Origin of the sequence: Vibrio gangliei (assembly GCF_026001925.1) — a bacterium.
Classification (GTDB): Bacteria; Pseudomonadota; Gammaproteobacteria; order Enterobacterales; family Vibrionaceae; genus Vibrio; species Vibrio gangliei.
In genome coordinates, this window is record NZ_AP021870.1 from 739,933 (window position 1) to 763,324 (window position 23,392).

Consider the following 23,392-nt stretch of genomic DNA (forward strand, 5'->3'; position numbering starts at 1 on the left):
TATAATAAAATAAGAAGGTAGGTGATTGCGAACTACCTTCTTATTGTTTATTCCATTTGTTCAAAATAAGTAACTTTGATAGTATGCGGCCACTTCGTTGGGGAGTAGCCTGTTTCCATATCTATCTTGGAAAAGTTCGTGTCAACATAATTGGTGGTAAAATCACCATGGTGCGAACACCTTTCGGTTGGCGAGACCATCGATATATCCATGCCAATGGTCAGGCGTGTGGGTATGTCGTGGACTCTATCTGCCTGACCGGAGTTAATTTTAATGAACTTCATTGCACTTACCCTTCTTGCCTTTGCAATGTCAACAGATGCGTTTGCTGCTGCTATTGGCAAAGGTGTCAAAATCAAAAAGATCCAATTCATCGATGCGCTTAAATTAGGCTTAATATTCGGCCTGATTGAAGCAATTACACCAATCATCGGTTGGTTAATTGGTCGTTCAGCTTCAAGTTATGTCGAAACATGGGATCACTGGATTGCTTTGTTTTTATTATGTGGATTAGGTATTCACATGATTTATGAAAGTTTTAGTGATGAAGATGACACTGAAGATACCGAATTAAAAAAACACTCTTTACCATTAACAATTCTTACCGCGATAGGAACCAGTATTGATGCCATGGCAGTTGGTGTCAGCCTTGCGTTTATTGATGTTAAAATTGAAACTGCCGCTTTAATGATTGGCTCAGCAACATTTATCATGGTGACTATCGGGGCGATGCTCGGCAGTGTTTTGGGAAAAGTGATTGGAAAAAGAGCCGAAACTTTTGGTGGTTTGATATTAATCATGGTGGGAGCGTGGTTGTTTTTTGAACATGTGGTATAAAAGCTGTTTATACCTAGGAGTATATAAATAGCCTAACTTTAAATAAATACCCTCCAGCATGAGAGTATTTATACCTAATTCAGCTTTCACTATTTATCTCCATCTCATCCATTTTCGGTGCCACATCTTGCCCACCTAGAGCCTGATACAAAGTCACCTGCGCGACGAATTGGTTATAGCGGTTTTCAAGTAGTGCTGCTTTGGCATCACGTGTATTTTCTTGCGAGTCGAGCAATTCCATGATGGTGATTGAGCCATATTTATAACGGGCGGTGTAGATTTGTTCCGCTTGTTCAGCCGCATCATACTGCTCTTGCAAACGCGCTCGTTGATAAATCAATTGATCGCGGGCGGATAACGCATTTTCAACATCTTGAAACGCGCTGTACAACACTTGACGATAACTGACGATGGCCGATTGGTACTCAACATCGGCAATCGCTTTATCATTTTGCATGTCATTCCATTGCAAGAATGGCAAGGTTAAATCCGCCCCTAAGCTACCAATCGGATTCGATAACAACTCTTTTAATTCTTCTGATGATCCGCCTAGTGCTCCCGTTAACGTTAGCGTTGGTAGATAACCCAAATCCGCCGAATCTTTGGCGGCCAAGTTGGATTTTATATCGTAGATTGCAGCCTTAATATCAGGGCGGCGAATCAATAAATCGGCTGGTACGCCAGATGAAATTTCAGGCAAGTCGGTATCTGGCAATTGTTGTACGCTTTGCGTCATATCGGTTGGCGGCTGATTGAATAAAATCGCAAACGCATTATTCGCTTCCACTAATTGTTGTTGATACTGGCTTTGCTGCGCTTGCAAGCTCGCGAGACTTCGTTTGGCTTCGAGCACATCCAATTGACTCACGGCACCAAGTTGATACTGCCTAGAGATCAAATCCAACGTCTTTTGTGCATCCGCCACATCACTTTCACTGAGCGCAATACGCTGCTTGAGATAGCCAATCTGCCAATATAAGGAAGCGGTTGTCGCCACCAGGCTTTGCGCGGTACTTTCACGGTCTTCTAAAGTGGCTAATGCTGACCATAAGGCTTGGTCGACATTAGCAGACACTTTGCCCCACAAATCAAGTTCATAGCTAACAGAAAGTCGCGTGCTGTAACTGTCTGTCGAGCTACCGCCATCTAAAGGTTTCGACACCCCTGCCGATGTGGTTGAACTAAACTGCGGATACATTTCATCATCCGCTAGCCCCATTTGCAGGCGCGCTTTTTTCAGTGTGAATGTGGCAATAGCGAGATCATTATTGGTTTGCAAAACCTGATCAATGTAGTGATTCAATTGTTCATCATGAAACGCCGTCCACCACGGGTCGAGATTCACATCCCCTGCAATATGTTTTTGTTGCCACTGCTCAGGCACTTGCACGGGCGGCGCTTCATAATCCGTTCGGGTTAACGCCCCACAACCGGTTAACAGCATTGAGCTTACGACTAAGCCTAGAAGTGTTTTTTTCATGGTGTTAATCTCTCGCTAATGCATCAACAGGGTCGAGTTTGGCGGCATTTCTGGCCGGTAAAAAGCCAAACACGATACCGATGAGGGTCGAACACACAAACGCCCACACAATCGAAGATGTTGAATAAATCATTTGGAAACTGCCGCCTAAATTTCCCAGTAATGCCCCTAAACCGAATGCCAACGCAATACCAGCAACACCGCCGCATAAACATACCAGGACCGCTTCAATTAAGAACTGGCGCAAAATATCAATTTGCCTTGCCCCAACGGCCATGCGCACGCCAATTTCTTTGGTTCGTTCGGTAACAGAAACCAGCATGATATTCATCACACCAATTCCCCCCACAACTAAAGAAATGACCGCAATCGATGAAATCAACAAGGTCATCATGGCCGTCGTTTTCTCAATGTTTTGGCGAATGGTGTCGGTATTTATGGTAAAGAAATCTTCCGTACCATGACGCATTTTCAACAAGCTAATGATGCCTTGTTCTGCGGCACTGCTTGGTGCATTCTCATCAATACGCACCGTAATGCTATTAAGAAAACGCTGCCCAATCATACGGCCGGACATGGTAGTAAAAGGAACCCAAACATTGAGGCTATCGTTATTACCAAAGGCACTTTCTTTCGGCTTAGTCACCCCCACAATGCGCACCGGCAAACGGCCAAGAAAGATCACCTTTCCAATCGGGTTCTCATCAGCAAATAAAGACTTGCGGGTGTTGTCATCAATCACCGCATCTTGTGCCAAGGCATCTACACTGTCTTGCTGCCAAAACTGCCCTTGCGCGATTTCATAGCCTTTAACACGAAAATAATCTGGCCCCACGCCTTCCACTGAAGCACTGACGGCTTCATTGTCGTAACGAATAGTAATACTGTTGCTAAGGGATGGGGTCACACTATCAACATAAGAAAGCTGCTTGAGCGCATTGGCATCTTCTGCCGTCAAAGTGCGCACTCGCCCAGAGCGCCGATCGCCAAAACCAGTGCCGGGGCGAATATCAATGGTGTTGGTACCCATTGAGGCAATATTGGCTAAGATCTGCTGTTGCGTACCATTTCCAAGCGCAACCACGGATACCACAGAAGCAATACCGATAATAATACCCAACATAGTCAAAAAGGTGCGCATGCGGTGACTCGACATCGCTAATAGCGCCATTTTCAATGCATCAACAAAGCTGTCCCAATGCCACCATTGTGCGGCCGATTGCTTGGATTTATTAACGACCTTTAAACCTGAATCTTGCTTTGAATTAGATTGATCTACAGTCGCTTGATGTTCTAAAGCCTCTTGCTGTTTTGCAGACTGACTATCGGCAATGATCTCACCATCTTTAATCTCAATAATGCGGTCTGCAAAATGGGCCACATCCATATCGTGCGTCACCAATATGATGGTATGGCCTTGCTGATGAAGCTCTTTGAGCAGCGCCATCATTTCTTTGCCGCTTTGGCTATCTAATGCGCCGGTCGGTTCATCGGCCAAAATCACATCGCCGCCATTCATTAAAGCGCGTGCAACACTGACACGCTGCTGCTGCCCACCACTCAGTTGATTCGGTTTGTGATCGAAACGATCTGCTAAACCAAGACGAGTTAACAAATGCTGTGCCCGTTCGGTGCGTTTTGCATGAGCAACCCCAGCATACACGGCAGGCACTTCCACATTACCTACTGCGGTTAAATCACTGAGTAAATGGTAGCGTTGGAAGATAAATCCAAAATATTCACGGCGAAGTTGTGCGAGCTGATCTCTGTCCATCTGCGAAGTATCTTGACCATTAATCCAATATTGACCGGATGTCGGTTGGTCAAGACAGCCGAGAATATTCATTAACGTCGATTTGCCCGAGCCCGATGCCCCGACAATCGCGACCATTTCACCTTGCTGAATTTCAAGGTTAACTTGGTTTAATACCGTTAGCGATTCTTCACCACTGACAAAGCTACGAGTAAGATTTGAAATTTTAAGTAAGGGTTGCGCCATCATTAAAATCTCATTGGTGGATTACGGCGACTAGAGAAGCTGGAATCTGAAGGCATACCGACTACAACTTGATCGCCCTCATATAATCCAGAAAGAATTTCAGCATTAACCTTATTATTAATCCCGACTTCTACTGGCTTATAAACAATGTTTTCACCTTGTAAGACGGGTACTTGGTATCCCTTGCCTTTACGCTGTAAAACTTGAGCCGGCACTAATAAGGCATCTTTGGCTTGTTCTAACACAATGGAGACTTGCGCGGTCATGCCAATGCGCAATGTGCCTTGCGGGTTATCCACATCAAATAACGCATTGTAATAAATTGCATCACTGTCAGAAACGGTAAGCTGGCTATCGTCACCTGTCATAATGGTCGGGCCGGGTTCAATCGCGCGTAATGTGCCCTGATACTTTTTATTTGGCTGACCTAAAATAGTGAAATAAGCAACTTGACCGGGATGAACATGAATCACATCCGCTTCGGAGATTTGCGCTTTGACTGTCATAGTATCAAGCTGGGCAAGCTCAATAATCGTTGGTGTCGTTTGATTGGCGTTCACGGTTTGCCCCGCTTCCACTGAGGTATAAACCACGGTTCCATCCATCGGTGCGCTAATGGTCGTGTAGCCAAGATCCACTTGAGCGCTATCAACATTAATTTTCGCCTTTTCTATTTCAGCTTTTAACTGCGCTAAATCCGCTTGATAGATGGCTAGAGTGGCTTCCGCACTTTCATAATCGGCACGAGAGCTTGCTTGTGCCGCCAACATACCTTTTTGACGTTGATATTCGAACTGAGCTTGCTTAATTTGTGCTTGTTTGGCTCGATATTGCGCATTCAAACTGTCAAGAGAGGCTTGAGATTCTTTTAAATTGTTCTGCTGAGTAAGACTGTCAATTTGCGCGATCAAATCGCCTTGTTTTATCTCATCACCCAATGACACCGCGAGTTTTTGGATCTGACCTGAAACCTGCGCACCAACGTTCACAAGCTTGGCGGCTTGCAACATGCCATTGGCAAGTACCGCATTTTCAATATCGCCTTTTTGAACACTTTCCGTGGCATAGGTTGGCGCGGGCTCAGATTTGCCCCAATAAAACCAGCTGCCAACCCCAATCAACGGGACAGCAGCTATCAATATCCATTTTTTTCGTAATTTCATGTCATCAGCAATTGTTATCAATCATGGTTAAGTTATACCGATTCTTAGGCATATCGCCTAGTGTTGCTCGTGTAAAGATAGGTAAAGTTGCGTCAAGCTAAGTGCGCTAGAGAAAGAAGAGCTACACCAAATTGGCTTTAAACATGAAGGCTTTTAACGTGAGGGCTTTCTCAATTCTTCTATAAATATCGCCAAGTTAGCCTAAGGTCGAATAAGCACAATATTCAGAAGACGTTAGGCTTAGACAGATACTTAATCAATACAACTATCAATGACTCATTCAAGCCATTGATGACCTATTAAAACCAAATGGAAGAGGTTACGTATGATTTCCTTTATTCGCAAAGCTGCAAAAACTAGCCAGGCTATGCTCTGTGCTGCTTCAATTTTATTTGCTGTGTCAGCGCACGCTGCTGATCCAATCGTCATTAAGTTTTCTCATGTTGTTGCCGACAGCACGCCTAAAGGCCAAGGTGCCTTGCTGTTTAAGAAGCTAGTAGAAGAACGTTTACCAGGAAAAGTGGAAGTTCAAGTCTATCCAAACTCCTCTCTTTACGGGGATGGAAAAGAAATGGAAGCGCTACTTTTAGGTGATGTGCAACTTATAGCCCCGTCTTTAGCCAAATTTGGTCAATACACGAAAAAACTTCAAGTATTCGACTTACCTTTCTTATTTAAAGACATCAATGCGGTCGATAAATTTCAACAAAGTGATACCGGCAAATCCCTGCTTAAATCGATGGAAAATAACAATATTACTGGCCTAGGTTACTGGCATAACGGTATGAAACAACTTTCCGCTAATAAACCTTTGCATGTACCGCGTGATGCTCGCGGCCTTAAATTCCGTGTGCAAGCTTCAGATGTACTGGATGAGCAATTCAAAGCAGTACGAGCTAACCCTAGAAAAATGAGCTTCGCTGAGGTTTACCAAGGTTTACAAACCGGTGTAGTCAATGGCGCAGAAAACCCTTGGTCGAACATCTACTCACAAAAATTCAATGAAGTACAAAAGTACATCACTGAATCCAATCACGGCGTGTTGGACTACATGCTCATTACCAATACAGAATTTTGGAATGGCCTACCAGACGATATTCGCTCACAACTAGAGCAAATTTTGGAAGAAGTGACCGCACACGTAAACTCCGAAGCGGGCGCATTGAACCAAAAAGCGAAACAAGCGGTCATCGATTCTGGCACCTCTGAAATCATTTCATTGTCTGATGATGAGCGTGCGCAATGGGTGGATGCAATGAAACCGGTTTGGGCTAAATTCGAAGATGAAATTGGTTCGGATGTCATTAATGCTGCGCTTGATGCTGGCAAATAGCCGTCAATAAAAGGACTCGCAATGAAAGTCGTTTATCATTTTTGGTCCAAATTAGAGGAAGGTTTAGTCGCCTTCCTCTTGGCGGCGATGACATTAGTCACGTTCGTCTATGTGGTTTTGAATAATCTCTATACCCCTTTCTATGACTTATCGGACTGGTTTTATGAGAAACAATGGTTAGGAGCGAGCGATGGGTTCCTTGCCATTGCCGATTTTTTTATTGGATTGGCGCAAGAAATGACCTGGAGTACCGCTTTAACTAAAGCGTTATTTGGTTGGCTGATTTTTATTGGTATGTCGTATGGCGTTCGCATCGGTGGTCATATTGGTGTCGATGTGATCGTCAACCTTCTTTCTACACCAAAACAAAAAGTCGTCGGCATCATTGCCTGTACATCTTGCTTGATTTACGCCGGGCTAATGACTTATGCCAGCTTTGATTGGGTACACACTTTGTTTCAAGCCAATATCTATGCTGAAGACTTAGAAAAAATACACATCAAACTGTGGTATATCGGAGCCGTCGTTCCCGTTGGCTTTGGACTGTTATGGCTCAGGTTTTTTGAAATCTTCATTAATATCATCAGAGGGTTGCAAACCGGACTCGGCAATGCCGATGAAGCTAAAGACGCGATGAAACACGCGATGACAGATTTGCTCGAACCCAGTGATGCCAATACATCTAAACAGAATAAGGATAACTGATTATGACGATTCTATTTCTGTTTCTTTGCTTATTCGCTCTGATGTTCATTGGTGTACCAATCGCTATTTCACTTGGCTTATCTGGCGCACTCAGCATTTTATTCTTCAGCCAAGATTCGGTGCGTTCTTTAGTCATCAAGCTGTTTGAAACCTCAGAACACTATACTTTATTAGCCATTCCCTTTTTCCTTCTTTCTGGCGCATTCATGACCAGTGGCGGTGTCGCAAAGCGATTGATTGATTTTGCTAACTCAACGGTTGGACACATACGTGGCGGGCTTGCGATTGCGGCGGTCATGGCCTGCATGTTATTTGCTGCACTTTCAGGTTCCTCCCCTGCAACGGTTGCGGCAGTCGGTTCAATTGCGATTGCGGGCATGGTCCGTTCAGGCTACCCAAAAGAATTTGGCGCAGGCATTGTATGTAATGCGGGTACTTTGGGTATTTTGATCCCACCTTCAATTGTGATGGTAGTGTATGCCGCCGCAACAGAAAGCTCGGTGGGTAAACTCTTTATGGCCGGCGTGATTCCAGGCACCTTGCTTGGACTTGGCTTAATGGTCGCGATTTACATCATCGCTCGTAAAAAGAACCTCCCTGCTATGCCGAGAGCGACATTCAAGCAATGGTTGTCCAGCGCTCGAAAAGCAGCTTGGGGTTTGCTGTTAATGGTGATTATTTTAGGAGGGATATACAGTGGCATGTTTACCCCAACAGAAGCGGCCGCTGTTGCTGCCGTTTATGCCGGTTTTATCGCGTTATTTGTGTATAAAGACATCAGCATTAAGCAATGCCCAAGCGTGTTACTGGAAGCGGCTAAACTGTCGATCATGCTGATGTTTATCATCGCCAATGCCATGTTGTTTGCTTTCGTATTGACGACGGAGCAAATCCCACAAACTATTGCGGCTTGGATCATTGAACTGGGTTTAACGCCGTGGATGTTCTTACTCTTAGTGAACATTATTTTGCTGTTAGCCGGTAACTTTATGGAACCCTCAGCCATTATTTTAATTCTGGCGCCGATACTGTTCCCGATTGCTATCGAACTTGGTATTGATCCTATTCACTTTGGCATCATCATGGTGGTAAATATGGAGATAGGACTGATCACACCACCGGTGGGATTGAACCTCTTTGTCACCTCCGCAGTTACCGGTATGCCTTTAGGTGCAACGATAAGAGCGGCACTGCCTTGGCTTATGATTTTACTGACCTTCTTGATGATCATTACCTACATCCCAGCGGTATCACTGTGGTTACCTAATGCTTTAGGGATGCCATAGAAATATTTGCTGAAAATAGATTTTCAGACATAAAAAAAGAGAGCCGAGGCTCTCTTTTTCTTAATCCTAAACCGTTCTAATTAAAGAGCAGCTTTTGCTTTTTCAACTAGTACTGCGAAAGCAGCTTTGTCGAATACAGCGATGTCTGCAAGGATCTTACGATCTATTTCAATAGACGCTTTCTTAAGACCGTTGATGAAACGGCTGTAAGATAGACCGTTTTGACGTGCAGCAGCGTTGATACGTGCAATCCATAGTTGACGGAATGTACGTTTCTTGTTGCGACGGTCACGGTATGCGTATTGACCAGCTTTAGTTACTGCTTGGAAAGCTACGCGGTAAACACGAGAACGTGCTCCGTAGTAACCTTTAGCTTGTTTTAGAACTTTCTTATGACGTGCACGAGCTTGTACACCACGTTTTACGCGAGGCATTATGCTTCTCCTAAACTAAATATAAATTAACTAACTAAAAATTAAGCGTATGGAAGCATACGAACAACTGCAGCCACTTCACATTTTGGAAGGATTGCGTTTGGACGAAGCTGACGCTTGTTCTTAGTAGTACGTTTAGTCAGGATGTGACGTTTAGTTGCGTGCTTGAATTTAAAGCCGCCACCAGTTTTTTTGAAACGCTTCGCAGCGCCTCGGTTCGATTTCATCTTAGGCATGATGAATAACTCCGCATTGTATGTATTAATATATGTTAATAAACATACTGGTTAATAATATGTAATTAGGGCGAATAAAACCCCATCACTCACTGCTTAGCAAGTGATAGGGTTCAATTACTTGTAAAGCCTTTAATTACTTCTTCTTAGGGGCCAACACCATGATCATTTGGCGACCTTCAATACGCGTTGGGAAAGATTCAACCACTGCTAACTCTTCAGTGTCCACTTTCAAACGGTTTAGAACGTCTACGCCAATCTCTTGGTGAGCCATTTCACGACCACGGAAGCGAATAGTTACTTTCACTTTGTTGCCGTCTTCAAGGAAACGCGTCAGGTTGCGTAGTTTTACCTGATAGTCTCCGATATCAGTTCCAGGACGGAATTTAACTTCCTTAATCTGAACCTGTTTTTGCTTTTTCTTCTGCTCTTTAGCAGCTTTGCTCTTTTCAAAGAGGAATTTACCATAGTCCATCACACGACAGACAGGTGGTTCAGCGTTTGGACTAATTTCAACTAAGTCCATACCAGCTTCAATAGCCGCTTCCATTGCTTCATTGATTGAAACGATACCAACGGCTTCGCCGTCTGCACCAGTTAAGCGTACTTCTTTAACGCCACGAATCTCATCGTTTAAACGATACTGGTTTTGCTTGGCCGGTTGTTGGCCTTTTCTTCCGCCTTTAATAGGTTATTCCTCCAGATTGAGCTTACGGCTTGAAACGTCGGCTTGAAGATATGAAATGAAATCTTCTACTTTAAACTTACCGAGGTCTTTGCCTTTTCGTGTACGTACTGCGATTTCGCCAGCTTCCATCTCTTGGTCGCCACAAACGAGCATATAAGGTACACGTTTTAAAGTGTGTTCGCGGATTTTAAAGCCAATCTTCTCATTTCTCAAGTCCGCTTTTACTTTAAAGCCAGATTTTTGTAATTTTTGAGTGATTTCCTGAACATAATCCGCTTGTTTATCGGTAATTCCCATGATCACAGCTTGCTCAGGTGCTAACCATGTTGGGAAGAAACCTGCGTACTCTTCAATCAAAATACCAATGAAACGCTCAAGTGAACCTAAAATTGCACGGTGGATCATAACCGGAACAAGACGTTCGTTATTTTCACCCACATAAGTTGCACCTAAACGGCCAGGTAAGTTGAAGTCTAATTGCACCGTACCACATTGCCATGCACGATCTAGACAGTCATGCAGTGTGAATTCAATTTTCGGACCATAGAATGCACCCTCACCTTCTTGGATTTCGTATGGAATATCCATCGATTCCAAAGCCAGTTTCAAGTCGCTTTCTGATTTATCCCAAATCTCATCTGAACCTACGCGCTGCTCTGGACGAGTAGACAGTTTCACCACAATGTTTTCAAAACCAAAAGTATTGTAAACATCGTAAACCATCTTGATACATTCTTTCACTTCCGCCTGAATTTGATCTTCAGTACAGAAAATGTGTGCATCATCTTGAGTAAAGCCACGAACACGCATGATACCGTGTAGCGCACCCGATGGTTCGTTACGGTGACAAGAACCGAATTCCGCCATACGCAATGGTAAGTCACGGTACGATTTCAAACCTTGGTTAAAGATTTGTACGTGACCTGGACAGTTCATTGGTTTGATCGCGTATTCACGGTTTTCAGAAGACGTTGTAAACATCGCGTCCGCATATTTGTCCCAGTGACCTGAACGTTCCCAAAGAACGCGGTCCATCATCAATGGGCCTTTGACTTCTTGGTAACCATATTCTGTTAGTTTTTCACGTACAAACACTTCTAGTTCACGGAAAATAGACCAGCCATTATGATGCCAGAACACCATACCCGGTGCTTCTTGTTGCATGTGGAATAAATCTAAGTGTTTGCCGATTTTACGGTGGTCACGCTTCGCCGCTTCTTCTAGGCGAACAAGGTGCTCTTTTAATTGCTTCTTATCAGCAAATGCGGTGCCGTAAATACGTTGCAGCATTTTATTGTCGCTGTTACCACGCCAGTATGCACCTGCCACATTCAATAAAGTGAAATGTTGGCAGAAGCTCATGTTTGGTACATGTGGGCCACGACACATATCGATGTATTCTTCATGATGGTACAGACCTGGGCGATCGTCGCGCGCCACGTTTTCATCAAGAATTTCCATTTTGTAGCTTTCACCACGTGATTCAAACGTATCACGCGCTTCTTGCCAGCTTACTTTCTTCTTAACGACTTGATATTTGGTCTTCGCAAGCTCTTTCATGCGCTTTTCAATCGCATCCAAATCTTCTTGCGTTAAAGAATGCTCAAGATCGATGTCGTAGTAGAAACCTTTATCGATCGTTGGACCAATCGCCATTTTTGCTTCAGGGAAAAGCTGCTTAATCGCATGACCAAGCAAGTGAGCACAAGAGTGACGAATGATTTCTAAACCATCTTCATCTTTAGCAGTGATGATTTCTAAACTCGCGTCATTTTCAATTAAATCGCACGCATCAACACGGTTACCATCTACACGACCAGCGATCGTTGCTTTTGCAAGACCAGGACCAATAGATAAAGCCACGTCCATTGTTGAAACAGAGTTGTCAAATTGGCGAGTACTGCCATCAGGAAGAGTAATTACAGGCATGATAAATCCTATTTCCAGTGGTGCCACATACCAAGTAGCACTTGATGAGTTTATTATTACTTTAAAAACAAATAGTTAAACAAAGCAATCTTTGTGAATTCTTATATTTGGTACAAATCAATTTTGCAATCCAAAAGAGAGACGAACATTCTAAAGAAATTCACCCAAATTGAAAGTTATTGCGTGAAAATAATCCACATATTAAGACAGCTTGCATTGCTTTCTCACTATCAAGAAACGCACCGTTTCAATTGCAACAAAAATAACCTTACATTTACATTGTGTTTTCATGTGGATTTTTATATAACTGAATTTGCTTATAAAAATGCTCTCAAAAATAAGAAAAATCAAAACATTAATGAAATGAGCGGTGATAACTGGAGAAGCAAGCATTCCTTGTCTACATTTAGAAAGAGGTGAACAAGATCACATTGTTCAGCGCTATCTTCTCAGTTTTAAACCAAACTCAAGAACAATAATGATATACCGCCTCCTCTAACTGACTCAGGAGCGGTAAAGAGACAAAAGTGAACAGGGTCGTTTAACTATTACGTTCGTTTGTTAAATAAAGTTCGTTTGTTAACGGCGAGGAATTGTATTTATGGTCAGCGCGAAAGAATTTGCCACATGGCTAAAAGATAAGTTTTTAAATGAGAGGCAAGGCGTCACTTTCACTCGTCGTGACATCAATAAGTTGACGGGTCGACAAGGCTTTAGTCTAAGTTTTGTCAATGATACTCACTATGAACTCATGCGTTATGGCCTTGCTTTTGTCACGGATACTGCTCGTGAAAACTTCTATTTACTGCCTGTAAGTGGTAGTAAAAATTGGCGCTCTGCGATTGATGCCCAATTTGAAAGAGAAATGTTCAGTAATATCTACCCTATCGAACGTTCTTCAGGTTAATCTCTCACCGTAACCTTCTTTTTCCTAACCAATGAATTTATTTTCACTGGACTGACCAATTGCGTGCGATTGTCATATATAATTGCCGCTGTTTTTTCTATTAGTAGTGACTTATGTTTTTATCACCTTATTTCTCAACTCAAGATAACGCTTTTCAATTCACTCGCCAGCAATCAAGCCATTTTGCCAAAAGAGTCGCCGGCGATTTCAACCCAATTCATGATGAAGACAGCAAACGCTTCTGTGTTCCGGGAGATCTTCTTTTTGCTGTATTACTAAAGCAAGAAGGCGTCAGCCAAAAAATGAGTTTCCGTTTTTCTGGCATGGTGAATGATGGTGTTTTGTTATCAATTGAAGAAAAAGGGCAACATGATAGCGTCGTGGTTGATTGTAATGGTAAAGAATACCTACACATGTACCATGAAGGTGAAAAGAATCTAAACCCTGCGTTTATTGAAAAAGTTGTGACGAGCTATGTGCAATTCTCTGGCATGAACTTCCCACACATCATGGTTCCTTTAATGGAAGAGAAGCAGATGATGATCAACACTCAGCGCCCACTTGTGATTTATGAAAGCATGGATGTTGAGTTTTGCCGTATGGACCTAGTGAACCCAGAAGTTGAATTTACAGGCGCAACTTTCGATGTCACCGGTAAACGTGGTGTAGTAACACTTAACTTTGACTTTAAAGAAGCGGATGAAGTCGTCGGCAAAGGTGTTAAGCGAATGGTCGCAAGTGGTCTTCGCCCTTATGTTCAAGCGGACATCGATGAATTTGTCGACCGATTTAACGCGTGTAAGACGGCCTTCCAAGCTCAACACGGATAAGATTTCAGCCTTAGGCTACATATTTTTTTAAACTAAACGCCAGTAACTGCCATGAAAGTGGCTTGATTACTGGCGTTTTTTATTTGCACCACATTTCTATGTGATATTTATCACACTTTCTCATCAGAATTTTCAATTAATCAAAACGTCACATAACAGACACTTATTCTTCATATTTCTATCCTATCGTACTCGCAGCACTAAGAAGACACGTAAGTCTCTAATTTAAAACATAGGATTTAAACAATGAAAAAAGCAGTTCTAGCAACATCTATTTTAGCCGCTCTAGTTTCGACTTCTTCTCTGGCTGCAACCGTTTATAAAGATGACACCTCTGAGCTAAAAATTGGTGGTCGTGCAGAAGCGCGCTTCAATATTTCAGATAACAATGAAGAATATGTAGCTGGCGAAAAAACCGAAAGCGCTTTTGATGACAAAAGCCGTGCTCGTCTAAGCATTTCTGGTAAAACTCAAATTTCTAGTGACCTAACAGGTTTTGGTAAGTATGAAAACGAAATAAACACTTCTGGCGATATCAAAACTCGTTACATCTTCGGCGGTATCGGCACGCAAATTGGTGATTTCTCTTACGGTAAGCAAGATACTGCACTGGTTATGATCACTGACTTTACCGATACCATGGCAACGTTTGGCGCAGACGCAGACGACGCTATCGCACTAAACGCAGGTAGCGATAAGCAAGAAAATAACTTCGCTTATAAAGGTGAGTTCTCTGGCTTAACTCTAGGTGCCAACTACCTCGCGGGTGAAGAAGCAGACTCAGATCAATACTCTGTTGCGGCTATGTATTCTTTTGATTTCGGCCTAGACCTAGGTGCAGGTTATGCTGGCGGTAAACAAGCTGATACCGATGTGAACCAATTCGATGTGGGTGTTCAATACTCTATCGCAGACTTCACTCTAGGCGCACTTTACTTGTGGAATGACACTGATGATGTGGCTAACGGTGGTGACGGCAAAAACGATGGTTACGAAGTTTCAGCTCAGTACAAGCTAGACAAATGGACTTTCGTTGGTGTGTATAACTACGCAACTGAAAACGATGGTGAAGACGATGCAGTCGACAACGTCGCTATCGAAGCAGTTTACAAATTCAACAGCAACCTACGCACTTATGCGGGTTACAAGTTTGAAATGATTGATGACGAAGATGACCAAATCCAAGCGGGTATCCGTTACGATTTCTAAGATGCATTGATGTTATTTCCCCCGAAATTCATTAGCGTCTAAACAAAGGCCTGAGTTCAATTGAATTCAGGCCTTAATTTTTAGAGCGAAAACTTAAATCATGAAAGCTTAACTAACCCACTTAATCTAACCATGTCACTTAATATAACCATATCACTTAATCAAGCAATGCCAGTAAGGCTTGCACCGGGTGCTTAGGTTTCAACCCTTCAAAGCGTTTAACTTGGCTGCGACATGAATAGCCAGTGACCAAACAGCGTTCTTTATCCAAACGATTCAAATTAGGCTGCCAGCTCAATTGATAGATCCCTTGTGACATATCAAACTTATCCGCTTCATGGCCAAAGGTGCCGGCCATACCGCAACAGCCGACCGCCACCGAAGTCAACTTAGCGCCAAAGTGAGTGAATATTTCCCCCCACTGTTTTTCTGAATTTGGCAATTTGGTCTTCTCGGTACAGTGCGAGAACAAATACCAAGGTTGTTCATCCCCTTTTGCACGATAAGTAAACGTCTGCAAGTTCGGTTGCAGCCATTCATGCACACTGAGCACCTGAAACGCTTTGGCTTTTTCACCTAATACTTCACGGTATTCGTCTCGGTAACAAAGCACGGTGGCAGGGTCGACACCCACCATCGGAATATTTAACTCTGCTAATTGAGTTAAGAACTCACTCGTCGAATTCGCCGTTTGGGCAAACTGTTTAAGGAAACCTTTAATATGCTGCGCTTTACCATTAGGCTTAAATGGCAAAACAACGGGCTTTTTCCCTAGTTTAACGGCCAAATCAACCAAGTCGGCCACCACATCGGCATCATAAAAACTGGTGAATGGGTCTTGAACAATCAGTACATAATCTTTGCGCTTTTCATCAGAAAGAGACTGCAATTGAGATAAGCTAAAGCGGCTGTCCCATAATTGATCTTCTAAAGACTGCTTTAATGTTGGAATCGACAACAATGGCGTATCAATGTAACCCACCGTTTTCTTCGTCAATGACTGAACCCAGTTCATGGCTAACATGGTATTGACTACTTTTGGCGCTTTCGCCATCAAAGGTAACAATGATTCAATATTGCCGACGAGATAATCTTTCGCCGGACGCTGATAACGTGTGTAATACACATTTAAGAAACGCGAACGAAATGACGGCACATCAACATTAATCGGGCACTGACTTGCACAGGCTTTACAAGCCAAACAGCCATTTAAGGCTTCAAATACTTCGTGAGAAAAATCGTATTCTTCTTTCTTTTTAATCGTATGGCGTACACGGTCAATCATGGATTTGATTGAGCTAGATTGCTGCAATGCTTTTTCTTCTAAATCCAAAATATCGACACCGCTTGCGGTTAATTGACGTAACCACTCGCGAACTAAACCGGCACGGCCTTTTGGTGAGTGACGACGGTCTGCGGTCACTTTCATTGACGGACACATTGGCGAATTCACGTCATAGTTAAAGCACAAACCGTTGCCGTTACATTCCATCGCTTGTCGGAAGCTGTCACGCACAGTCACAGGAATTTGTCTATCATAAAACGCACGCTTAGCATCGGACACTTTCACCAATTCATCTTGGCTTTCAATTGGCGTACAAATCTTTCCTGGGTTCATTTTATTAAGCGGGTCAAATGCGGCTTTCACTCGACGCAACTGAGTAAAGAGTTCTTCACCAAAAAACTCAGGGCCATACTCAGAGCGATAGCCTTTACCGTGTTCTCCCCACATCAAACCGCCGTATTTTGCCACTAGCTTCACGACTTCATCAGAAATTTGATGCATCATTTTTTCTTGCTCGGGGTCGCACAAATCCAAGGCTGGACGAACGTGCAATACACCGGCATCCACATGGCCAAACATGCCGTAGTTTAATTGCTTTTCATCAAGCAAGGCACGGAACTCAACAATAAAATCAGCTAAGTTTTCAGGTGGAACACAAGTATCTTCAGCAAAAGCAATTGGCTTAGCTCGGCCTTTTGCACCACCTAATAAGCCCACCGCCTTTTTACGCATGTTGTAGATTTTATTAATGCTGTCGAGGTCATGGCATACCTGAAAACCAATAATGCCGCCTTCTTCCGTTTCCAATTGTTTTTCTAACTGCTCAACCAGCGCATTCACTTGTTGCGTGACTTCATTGGTGTCTTGACCTGCAAACTCGACAATATTGATGCCTTGCATATCTTTGCCTGGGACATCGGTGATCAAATCACTCACGGTATGCCAAACGATGTCTTGCTTGGCGAGATTCAATACTTTCGAATCCACCGTTTCCACCGACAAAGCTTGCGCTTGAACCATCAACGGCGCATTACGTAACGCCGAATCAAATGAATTGTATTTGATATTGACCAGCGAACGCGCTTTAGGAATTGGCGTTAAGTTTAATTTGGCTTCGGTAATAAAAGCGAGAGACCCTTCTGCACCACAAAGCACTCGTCCAAGGTTAAATTCACCCTGCTCCTGTTGCTCAAAAGACAGCGCATTTTTTAAGTCATAGCCAGTAAGAAAGCGGTTAAGCGGTGGAAATTTAGCTTCAATAGCGTCACGATTTTCACGGCACACTTGCTCGGTCATGCTGTAAGCCTTTGCCGCAAAAGTGCCTAATTCAGGCTCACCTTGTGAACCATCGGTTTCAAACATGGAACCGTCAGCAAATACCGCTTGCAACGACAACATATGATCAGACGTTTTGCCGTATTTCAAAGAACCCTGTCCCGAAGCATCGGTATTGATCATACCGCCAACAGTGGCACGGTTACTGGTTGAAAGATCCGGCGAGAAAAAATAACCGTATGATCGAACCGCATCATTAAGTTGGTCTTTTACCACACCAGACTGCACTCGAACCCAACCTTCTTCTGAGTTAACTTCAAGCACCTTATTCATGTAGCGAGACATATCCACCACAATGCCTTTGGTTAATGACTGGCCGTTGGTTCCAGTACCGCCGCCACGAGGAGAAAAAGTAATGGTGGCGTATTTTTCTTGCGCGCCAATTCGGGCAATCAACTGCACATCTTGGTTATCTTTTGGCAACACCACGGCTTGCGGCAATTGCTGATACACACTGTTATCGGTCGCAACAGCCAAACGGCTCGCATAGGTTTGTTCGATATCGCCTCGAAATCCTGCGGCTTCCAGCTCATTGAGATAGGCGCTCACCAATGGCTCAACATCATAACGTTGGCTTAATGCTGGCAAGATAGATGAATCAGATGAATTTTTTGATGTTTGATTATTAACAGACATTCGCTTCCATGTTCCTAGTGCGCTGATCCCTCAGCTTGACCCAAGGAGCTTAAGTCAAGAGGCTTAAAGCAGAGACTTGGGTCTCGGTTAATCATTGTAATTTTTTGAATTAAGTCACTTTACCTTATTTCTGCTTGGCTGAGGAGTAGAAAGTGCGGCAATTTTATCCTCAAGTGACTGAGTCGATATATGATCACCACACAACAGTTGTCCTTTCTTACTCCCATTAAAAACGGTAGAATATGCGGCTCATTATTTTACTCAGCAGATTGTCAGAATATTAATGGATAAACAAAAAGCCCTTAAAAAAATTGCCAAATGCCTTGAGCTAGGCAGTTCCGCTAACGTCAACGAAGCAGCCCAGGCCATTAAAATGGCGCACCGCTTAATGCTTAAGTATGGCTTAGATAAGGACGATATTGACTTCATCAAGCTGGGTAAAACCCAATCAAGCCACTTATTACCTGCCAATATTAGCTCTAACCTACTTCGTGTTATTCGTGGTATTAACACCCGCTTTGGTGTCGAAGCCGTGCTTCTTAACCACAAAGGCTTAAAGCGTGTTGAATTTATCGGTGAGGCAGATCGTGCCATTTTTGCCGCATTTGCTTTCGATATCATTTATCGTGAAATGAATGAACAAACCGGACAATTCCGTAATAGTTTTTCAGGCTCAGGTACATCAAGCGCGGAAGTCACTCGTCGTGTGAATTCTTTCTTATCAGGCTGGATCGAAGGTGCTTTGGAAAAACTGCCGCTGATCGCTCCGGATGATGATTCTGCTCAAAAGATCAATAACTACATCGATAAAGAATTTGAAAACGTCGATCGTGAAACCTTTAAACAACAATTGCGTGAAGCGATGAAAAACTTCACTGCAGACTATGAAGTGGGTTTAAAAAAAGGTCGCCGTGTTTCAGTGAATCGCCCAATCGATGGTGAGTCAGAACGTAAACGCTTAAACAAATAACGCCGCATTTTTGCCTGACTCAACCCCTGATTCAGGCAAACGTTTCCCTTAATTTTATTATTGAAGAATGTGAGCATAACCACATTCTTATACGTAATAGCATTCGAAAGTCTCAATATTGTTCGCTACACTGCTTGCGTTCAATTTTATGAGCAGAAACAGGGAAACAATAATGGAAAGTTCACATGGTACTTGCGATTGGTGTAAACAATTCGTAGGTCAATTAGTTAAGTTTGAGTATCTCGACGGTGTTAGCCACCGTGCCTGTCCTGAGTGCCACGATTTTGCACGTATGGACGTTCGTCAATTTAATATCGCTGAACAAGCGTTAAGAGATAAGCAAGCCAAGTTAAAGTAACTTCCTCATCCTCAAAAAAATTCAATAATAAAGGCGCTTCAATGAGCGCCTTTATTCATTCTATTTCACAGTTATCGCAATCGTACTAATTATGCGTTTTCTGCTTTTTCACAACCGATAAAACGGTATGCAATCGCACCTAGAATTGCACCAATGATTGGCGCAACCCAGAATAGCCACAACTGCGCTGTCGCCCAATCGCCAACGTAAACGGCAACAGCAGTACTACGAGCAGGGTTAACAGAAGTGTTAGTCACTGGGATAGAGATCAAGTGGATAAGAGTCAAACATAGGCCAATCGCGATTGGTGCAAAGCCTGCCGGAGCACGTTTGTCTGTCGCACCTAAAATCACGATCAAGAACATCATTGTCATAACAACTTCAGTCACTAATGCAGAAGTCATTGAGTAACCACCTGGAGAATGTTCACCGTAACCGTTAGAAGCGAAACCTGCTGCCACATCAAAACCTGCTTGGCCAGAGGCAATCACATACAGTACACCACCAGCAATGATACCGCCGATTACTTGAGCAATAATGTAAGGTAAAAGTTGATTTGCAGGGAAACGACCACCAGCCCATAAACCGATAGATACCGCAGGGTTCAAGTGACAACCAGAGATGTGACCAATAGCAAATGCCATGGTTAACACAGTAAGACCAAAGGCCAAAGATACACCAACAAAACCGATGCCAAGGTCAGGAAACGCAGCAGCTAATACCGCACTACCACAACCACCAAGTACTAGCCAAAACGTACCGAAACATTCCGCTAAATATTTATTCATTTTTTTATTCCTATGAATATATGGCTCAAAGATCACCTGATCTTTGAGATAGCAACGCTGACATTCATTTACCAACCGCCTTAATTGTAGGTTGATATACAAGTTTTCATGCCAACAAGATCCAGCATAAAAGAAAAATCTTCCTCTTTTACACCTTAAATCTTCCTATTTGCTCACCTCATTAAGTCTCTAATTATTAATGAGTTACGAACCTTTAAATATTACATCAGATTTGAAAAACCACAAATAAAAAAGTGATTTAAATCACACTTAATAATAAATCGATCAATAAATCGCTTGATCTTTCACCGATTAAAAACTACTGTATACATACACAGTATGTATATATGGACAGTTATTTATGTTTACTCACGCTAACGTTTTACCTCATCAGTCTTTTGCTTCTCAGGCTTGTAATGACGATATGTTCTCAGTAACCAGCCCACTGTTTTCACGACTATCAATACTTTCTAAACGCCCAAACTGGCTACTATTTACTGCTGGCGCTACTCTACCAACAACACCAGAACTGGATGCTTTTGGTATTGATGCTCGTAAAGTAGTAAAAATCAAAGCCTCAAACTCAATGTCTGAAAAAGACATCATAATTAAAGCGTTAAATGCCAAAAACGCCAGTGCAATCGTAGCCAGTGATCATTTTTCTCACCAAGACAAACAAGAACTGATCGCGTTAGCGCAACAAAATAACTGCGAATTATTTTTTATGAGTGCATCTATTCAACAAACGTTAACGCGTCGTCACCTACACTGAGCCAAATTTAATGACTGATGATGAAGCATGAGCCAAAGACGATTACGGACGATCTCTGGCTCTGTCGTCACCTTTTACATTCACCAAAACACCAAAGCCAATCACCTTTAATACTCCCCAATACCTGCGACGTTTTTGCAAAATAAAATTCATAGCAAACGTTTGCTTTTTCTCTGGATAGCAACGCTTTTGTTCGGTATCATGCCGCTTTCTGGTATGAAAGGCGTTCATACCGCATTTATATAGCCTAGTAGGAAAATGGAAATGAGCATTGCTAATCAAGTTCTTGCCGTGAATGACGATCTTCCCATCCGTACTGACAAACCTGTACACAGTGGTAAAGTACGTTCTGTTTATTGGTTAACCGAGGCAGATAGCCGCCGCCTAATTAAAGAAAAGGGTTACGATGTTGCAGAAGACGCTCCACTTGCCATTATGGTGATCAGTGACCGCATTTCTGCGTTTGACTGTATTTGGCACGGTGAAGGTGGCCTGCAAGGCGTTCCAGGCAAAGGCGCAGCATTAAATGCCATTTCTAACCACTGGTTCCAACTGTTCAAAGATAACCATTTAGCCGACAGCCATATTCTCGATATTCCTCATCCATTTGTTTGGATCGTACAAAAAGCCAAACCCGTCATGATCGAAGCGATTTGCCGCCAATACATCACAGGCTCAATGTGGCGCGCTTACGAAAAAGGCGAACGTGAATTTTGCGGAATTTCACTTCCTGAAGGTCTAGAAAAAGATAAAGCGTTACCAGAACTACTGATGACGCCATCCACTAAAGGCATCTTAAAAGGCATTCCTAACGTGCCTGAAGCGGATGATGTCAACGTATCTCGCCAAGACATTGAAGCCAATTTTACCGCGTTTAACTTCTCTAAAGCGGAAGACATTGCTCATTATGAAAAGCTGCTTAAAGAAGGCTTCAAAGTGATCAGTGATGCGCTGGATAAAGTGGATCAAATCTTTGTTGATACCAAATTCGAGTTTGGTTATGTACACGATTCCGCTGGTAATGAAAAACTGATCTACATGGATGAAGTCGGTACACCTGACTCTTCACGTATTTGGGATAAAACCGAATACCAAAACGGTAACATTGTCGAAAACTCCAAAGAAGGTTTCCGCCAATTCTTACTCAACTACTTCCCCGATCCTGATATTCTTTTAAACAAAAATCGTATGGATGAGCGTTTTGCTTTGGCTGAAAACAATGCGCTACCACAAGAAGCCATCATGGATATTTCTCGCACTTACCTTGGTATTGCAGAGAAAATTACAGGGAAGAAAATTGAACTAAGCGCAAATCCAAAACAAGAAATCATCGATATCTTGCGTAAAGACTACGATCTGATTGTTTAGTTCAGGTTAGTTATTGGATCTACCCATATAAAGAAGAGTGAAACTCGTACAAAGCTTCACTCTTTTTGTTTAGTGCGCCCCTAAAACTAGCGCTTGAGGGGCTTAACTAAGCTATCTAACCCTTCAATTTTCAGTGCCAAACAAAGTTTTAATAAATCCCCTAACTCGCCTTTAGGAAATTCCGCCTTATTTTGAAACCACAGCAAATACTCTTCGGGTAAGTCTATCAACATGCGGCCTGCGTATTTACCAAACGGCATCGGCGTGCGAGCCAGTTTTATCAAGTTTTCTTTTTCTAGCATGGGGCATGCCTTTTAGTAACGCTATCAAAAAAACGCCTGCAGCAATGGCAGGTGATGTTTATTACTTGGGTATATATTTTTGTCTAAGAGTTAACGATTAGTGAACTGGGCGCGCTTCATCATCGTTGAACTTGCCGAAATGCTCTTCTAACACTTCTGGAGTTAATTTACCTTCCGCTTCCAGTTGCTTTAACTTCGCAACAATCGCTTTTTGCTCTTCGATGCTTGGTAATGGCGTTTCTGGCGCTTCGGTCATTTCAGCTGACATGGCTTCCAGTTCTTTTTCGATATCATTACTCATGAGTATTTTCCAAGTTACAATTTTAAAATCAATTGCGCTAATTCTAACGGCTTTACCCTTGCTGCGCCACCAAAGCACGGTAGATTTAGCCCAAGCCAAGCTCGCCTTGTATGAAAAACAAGCGCTTGTAAAACAAATTAACCTTTGACTGAGCGATAAAGAGAACTTTTCAGCTATTCGTGGGTCATAAGCTACATGTTACAAATTGTCACATTTACCAATTTACAAATATTCGATATAT

The 23,392-nt window shown here is 42.8% G+C and carries 22 protein-coding genes and 1 riboswitch; of the genes, 11 read left to right on the forward strand and 11 right to left on the reverse strand.

Annotated elements, in window-relative coordinates; genetic code table 11:
* Positions 1–89 precede the first annotated feature (89 nt).
* A riboswitch (yybP-ykoY riboswitch) is annotated at positions 90–265 on the forward strand.
* Positions 266–273: 8 nt separating this feature from the next.
* Positions 274–837 (forward strand): manganese efflux pump MntP, encoded by a 564-nt coding sequence (locus Vgang_RS15390; protein ID WP_105901708.1) that lies wholly within the window; start codon positions 274–276, stop codon positions 835–837.
* Between the two features lie 79 nt (positions 838–916).
* Here Vgang_RS15390 and Vgang_RS15395 read toward each other — a convergent pair whose 3' ends face one another.
* The 3 genes from Vgang_RS15395 to Vgang_RS15405 are packed head-to-tail and all read right to left on the reverse strand — an operon-like array spanning position 917 to position 5,479.
* Positions 917–2,317 (reverse strand): efflux transporter outer membrane subunit, encoded by a 1,401-nt coding sequence (locus Vgang_RS15395; RefSeq protein WP_105901709.1) that lies wholly within the window; start codon positions 2,315–2,317, stop codon positions 917–919.
* A 4-nt stretch (positions 2,318–2,321) separates the two neighbouring features.
* A complete protein-coding gene (locus Vgang_RS15400; protein ID WP_105901823.1) occupies positions 2,322–4,316 on the reverse strand; it encodes a MacB family efflux pump subunit in 1,995 nt (664 codons plus the stop codon).
* A gap of 2 nt (positions 4,317–4,318) precedes the next feature.
* Positions 4,319–5,479 carry an efflux RND transporter periplasmic adaptor subunit gene (locus tag Vgang_RS15405; RefSeq protein ID WP_105901710.1) on the reverse strand — a complete coding sequence of 387 codons (1,161 nt, stop codon included), beginning with the start codon at positions 5,477–5,479 and terminating at the stop codon, positions 4,319–4,321.
* Positions 5,480–5,804: 325 nt separating this feature from the next.
* Here Vgang_RS15405 and Vgang_RS15410 point away from each other — a divergent pair, with 325 nt between their 5' ends.
* From Vgang_RS15410 to dctM, 3 genes are read left to right on the forward strand one after another with little or no spacing between them, the layout of a single operon-like run.
* Positions 5,805–6,812, forward strand: a complete 1,008-nt coding sequence (locus Vgang_RS15410) for a TRAP transporter substrate-binding protein (RefSeq protein WP_105901711.1) — start codon at positions 5,805–5,807, stop codon at positions 6,810–6,812.
* A gap of 21 nt (positions 6,813–6,833) precedes the next feature.
* Entirely contained in the window at positions 6,834–7,517 is a 684-nt protein-coding gene (locus Vgang_RS15415) for a TRAP transporter small permease (protein WP_105901712.1), read from the forward strand.
* Between the two features lie 2 nt (positions 7,518–7,519).
* Positions 7,520–8,803, forward strand: coding sequence for a C4-dicarboxylate TRAP transporter large permease protein DctM (gene dctM / locus Vgang_RS15420; RefSeq protein ID WP_105901713.1), 1,284 nt, complete (start codon positions 7,520–7,522; stop codon positions 8,801–8,803).
* A gap of 80 nt (positions 8,804–8,883) precedes the next feature.
* Here dctM and rplT read toward each other — a convergent pair whose 3' ends face one another.
* The 4 genes from rplT to thrS form a co-directional block, all read right to left on the reverse strand.
* Positions 8,884–9,237, reverse strand: a complete 354-nt coding sequence (rplT, locus tag Vgang_RS15425; protein ID WP_027695678.1) for a 50S ribosomal protein L20 — start codon at positions 9,235–9,237, stop codon at positions 8,884–8,886.
* 41 nt (positions 9,238–9,278) lie between these two features.
* Entirely contained in the window at positions 9,279–9,473 is a 195-nt protein-coding gene (gene rpmI / locus Vgang_RS15430; protein WP_086980731.1) for a 50S ribosomal protein L35, read from the reverse strand.
* A gap of 136 nt (positions 9,474–9,609) precedes the next feature.
* Complete coding sequence (infC, locus tag Vgang_RS15435; RefSeq protein ID WP_105901714.1) at positions 9,610–10,161, reverse strand: translation initiation factor IF-3; 552 nt, start codon at positions 10,159–10,161, stop codon at positions 9,610–9,612.
* A 3-nt stretch (positions 10,162–10,164) separates the two neighbouring features.
* Positions 10,165–12,090 carry a threonine--tRNA ligase gene (thrS, locus tag Vgang_RS15440; protein WP_105901715.1) on the reverse strand — a complete coding sequence of 642 codons (1,926 nt, stop codon included), beginning with the start codon at positions 12,088–12,090 and terminating at the stop codon, positions 10,165–10,167.
* A 601-nt stretch (positions 12,091–12,691) separates the two neighbouring features.
* Here thrS and Vgang_RS15445 point away from each other — a divergent pair.
* From Vgang_RS15445 to Vgang_RS15455, 3 genes are all read left to right on the forward strand, one after another.
* Positions 12,692–12,997 carry a hypothetical protein gene (locus Vgang_RS15445; RefSeq protein WP_105901716.1) on the forward strand — a complete coding sequence of 102 codons (306 nt, stop codon included), beginning with the start codon at positions 12,692–12,694 and terminating at the stop codon, positions 12,995–12,997.
* Between the two features lie 113 nt (positions 12,998–13,110).
* The gene (locus Vgang_RS15450) at positions 13,111–13,827 is read left to right on the forward strand and encodes a DUF3581 domain-containing protein (protein WP_105901717.1); all 717 of its coding nucleotides are present in this window, start codon (positions 13,111–13,113) and stop codon (positions 13,825–13,827) included.
* A gap of 246 nt (positions 13,828–14,073) precedes the next feature.
* Entirely contained in the window at positions 14,074–15,036 is a 963-nt protein-coding gene (locus tag Vgang_RS15455) for a porin (RefSeq protein ID WP_105901718.1), read from the forward strand.
* Between the two features lie 157 nt (positions 15,037–15,193).
* Here Vgang_RS15455 and ydiJ read toward each other — a convergent pair whose 3' ends face one another.
* Entirely contained in the window at positions 15,194–18,247 is a 3,054-nt protein-coding gene (ydiJ, locus tag Vgang_RS15460) for a D-2-hydroxyglutarate dehydrogenase YdiJ (RefSeq protein WP_105901824.1), read from the reverse strand.
* A gap of 328 nt (positions 18,248–18,575) precedes the next feature.
* On the opposite strand from ydiJ, the gene Vgang_RS15465 reads away from it, so the two are divergent.
* A complete protein-coding gene (locus Vgang_RS15465; RefSeq protein WP_105901719.1) occupies positions 18,576–19,262 on the forward strand; it encodes a DUF2786 domain-containing protein in 687 nt (228 codons plus the stop codon).
* Positions 19,263–19,434: 172 nt separating this feature from the next.
* Positions 19,435–19,620 carry a hypothetical protein gene (locus Vgang_RS15470; RefSeq protein ID WP_105901720.1) on the forward strand — a complete coding sequence of 62 codons (186 nt, stop codon included), beginning with the start codon at positions 19,435–19,437 and terminating at the stop codon, positions 19,618–19,620.
* An 89-nt stretch (positions 19,621–19,709) separates the two neighbouring features.
* Here the strand turns inward: Vgang_RS15470 and aqpZ are convergent, their stop codons facing one another.
* Complete coding sequence (gene aqpZ / locus Vgang_RS15475) at positions 19,710–20,408, reverse strand: aquaporin Z (protein WP_105901721.1); 699 nt, start codon at positions 20,406–20,408, stop codon at positions 19,710–19,712.
* A 361-nt stretch (positions 20,409–20,769) separates the two neighbouring features.
* Between aqpZ and Vgang_RS15480 the strand changes: the two genes are divergently transcribed.
* Together Vgang_RS15480 and Vgang_RS15485 are read left to right on the forward strand one after the other, a co-directional pair.
* Positions 20,770–21,180, forward strand: a complete 411-nt coding sequence (locus Vgang_RS15480; RefSeq protein WP_105901722.1) for a hypothetical protein — start codon at positions 20,770–20,772, stop codon at positions 21,178–21,180.
* A 264-nt stretch (positions 21,181–21,444) separates the two neighbouring features.
* A complete protein-coding gene (locus tag Vgang_RS15485) occupies positions 21,445–22,548 on the forward strand; it encodes a phosphoribosylaminoimidazolesuccinocarboxamide synthase (protein WP_105901723.1) in 1,104 nt (367 codons plus the stop codon).
* Positions 22,549–22,634: 86 nt separating this feature from the next.
* Here the strand turns inward: Vgang_RS15485 and Vgang_RS15490 are convergent, their stop codons facing one another.
* Positions 22,635–22,850 carry a DUF3820 family protein gene (locus Vgang_RS15490; RefSeq protein WP_086980720.1) on the reverse strand — a complete coding sequence of 72 codons (216 nt, stop codon included), beginning with the start codon at positions 22,848–22,850 and terminating at the stop codon, positions 22,635–22,637.
* A gap of 97 nt (positions 22,851–22,947) precedes the next feature.
* A complete protein-coding gene (locus Vgang_RS15495) occupies positions 22,948–23,151 on the reverse strand; it encodes a chromosome partitioning protein ParA (protein ID WP_105901724.1) in 204 nt (67 codons plus the stop codon).
* Between the last annotated feature and the right edge of the window lie 241 nt (positions 23,152–23,392).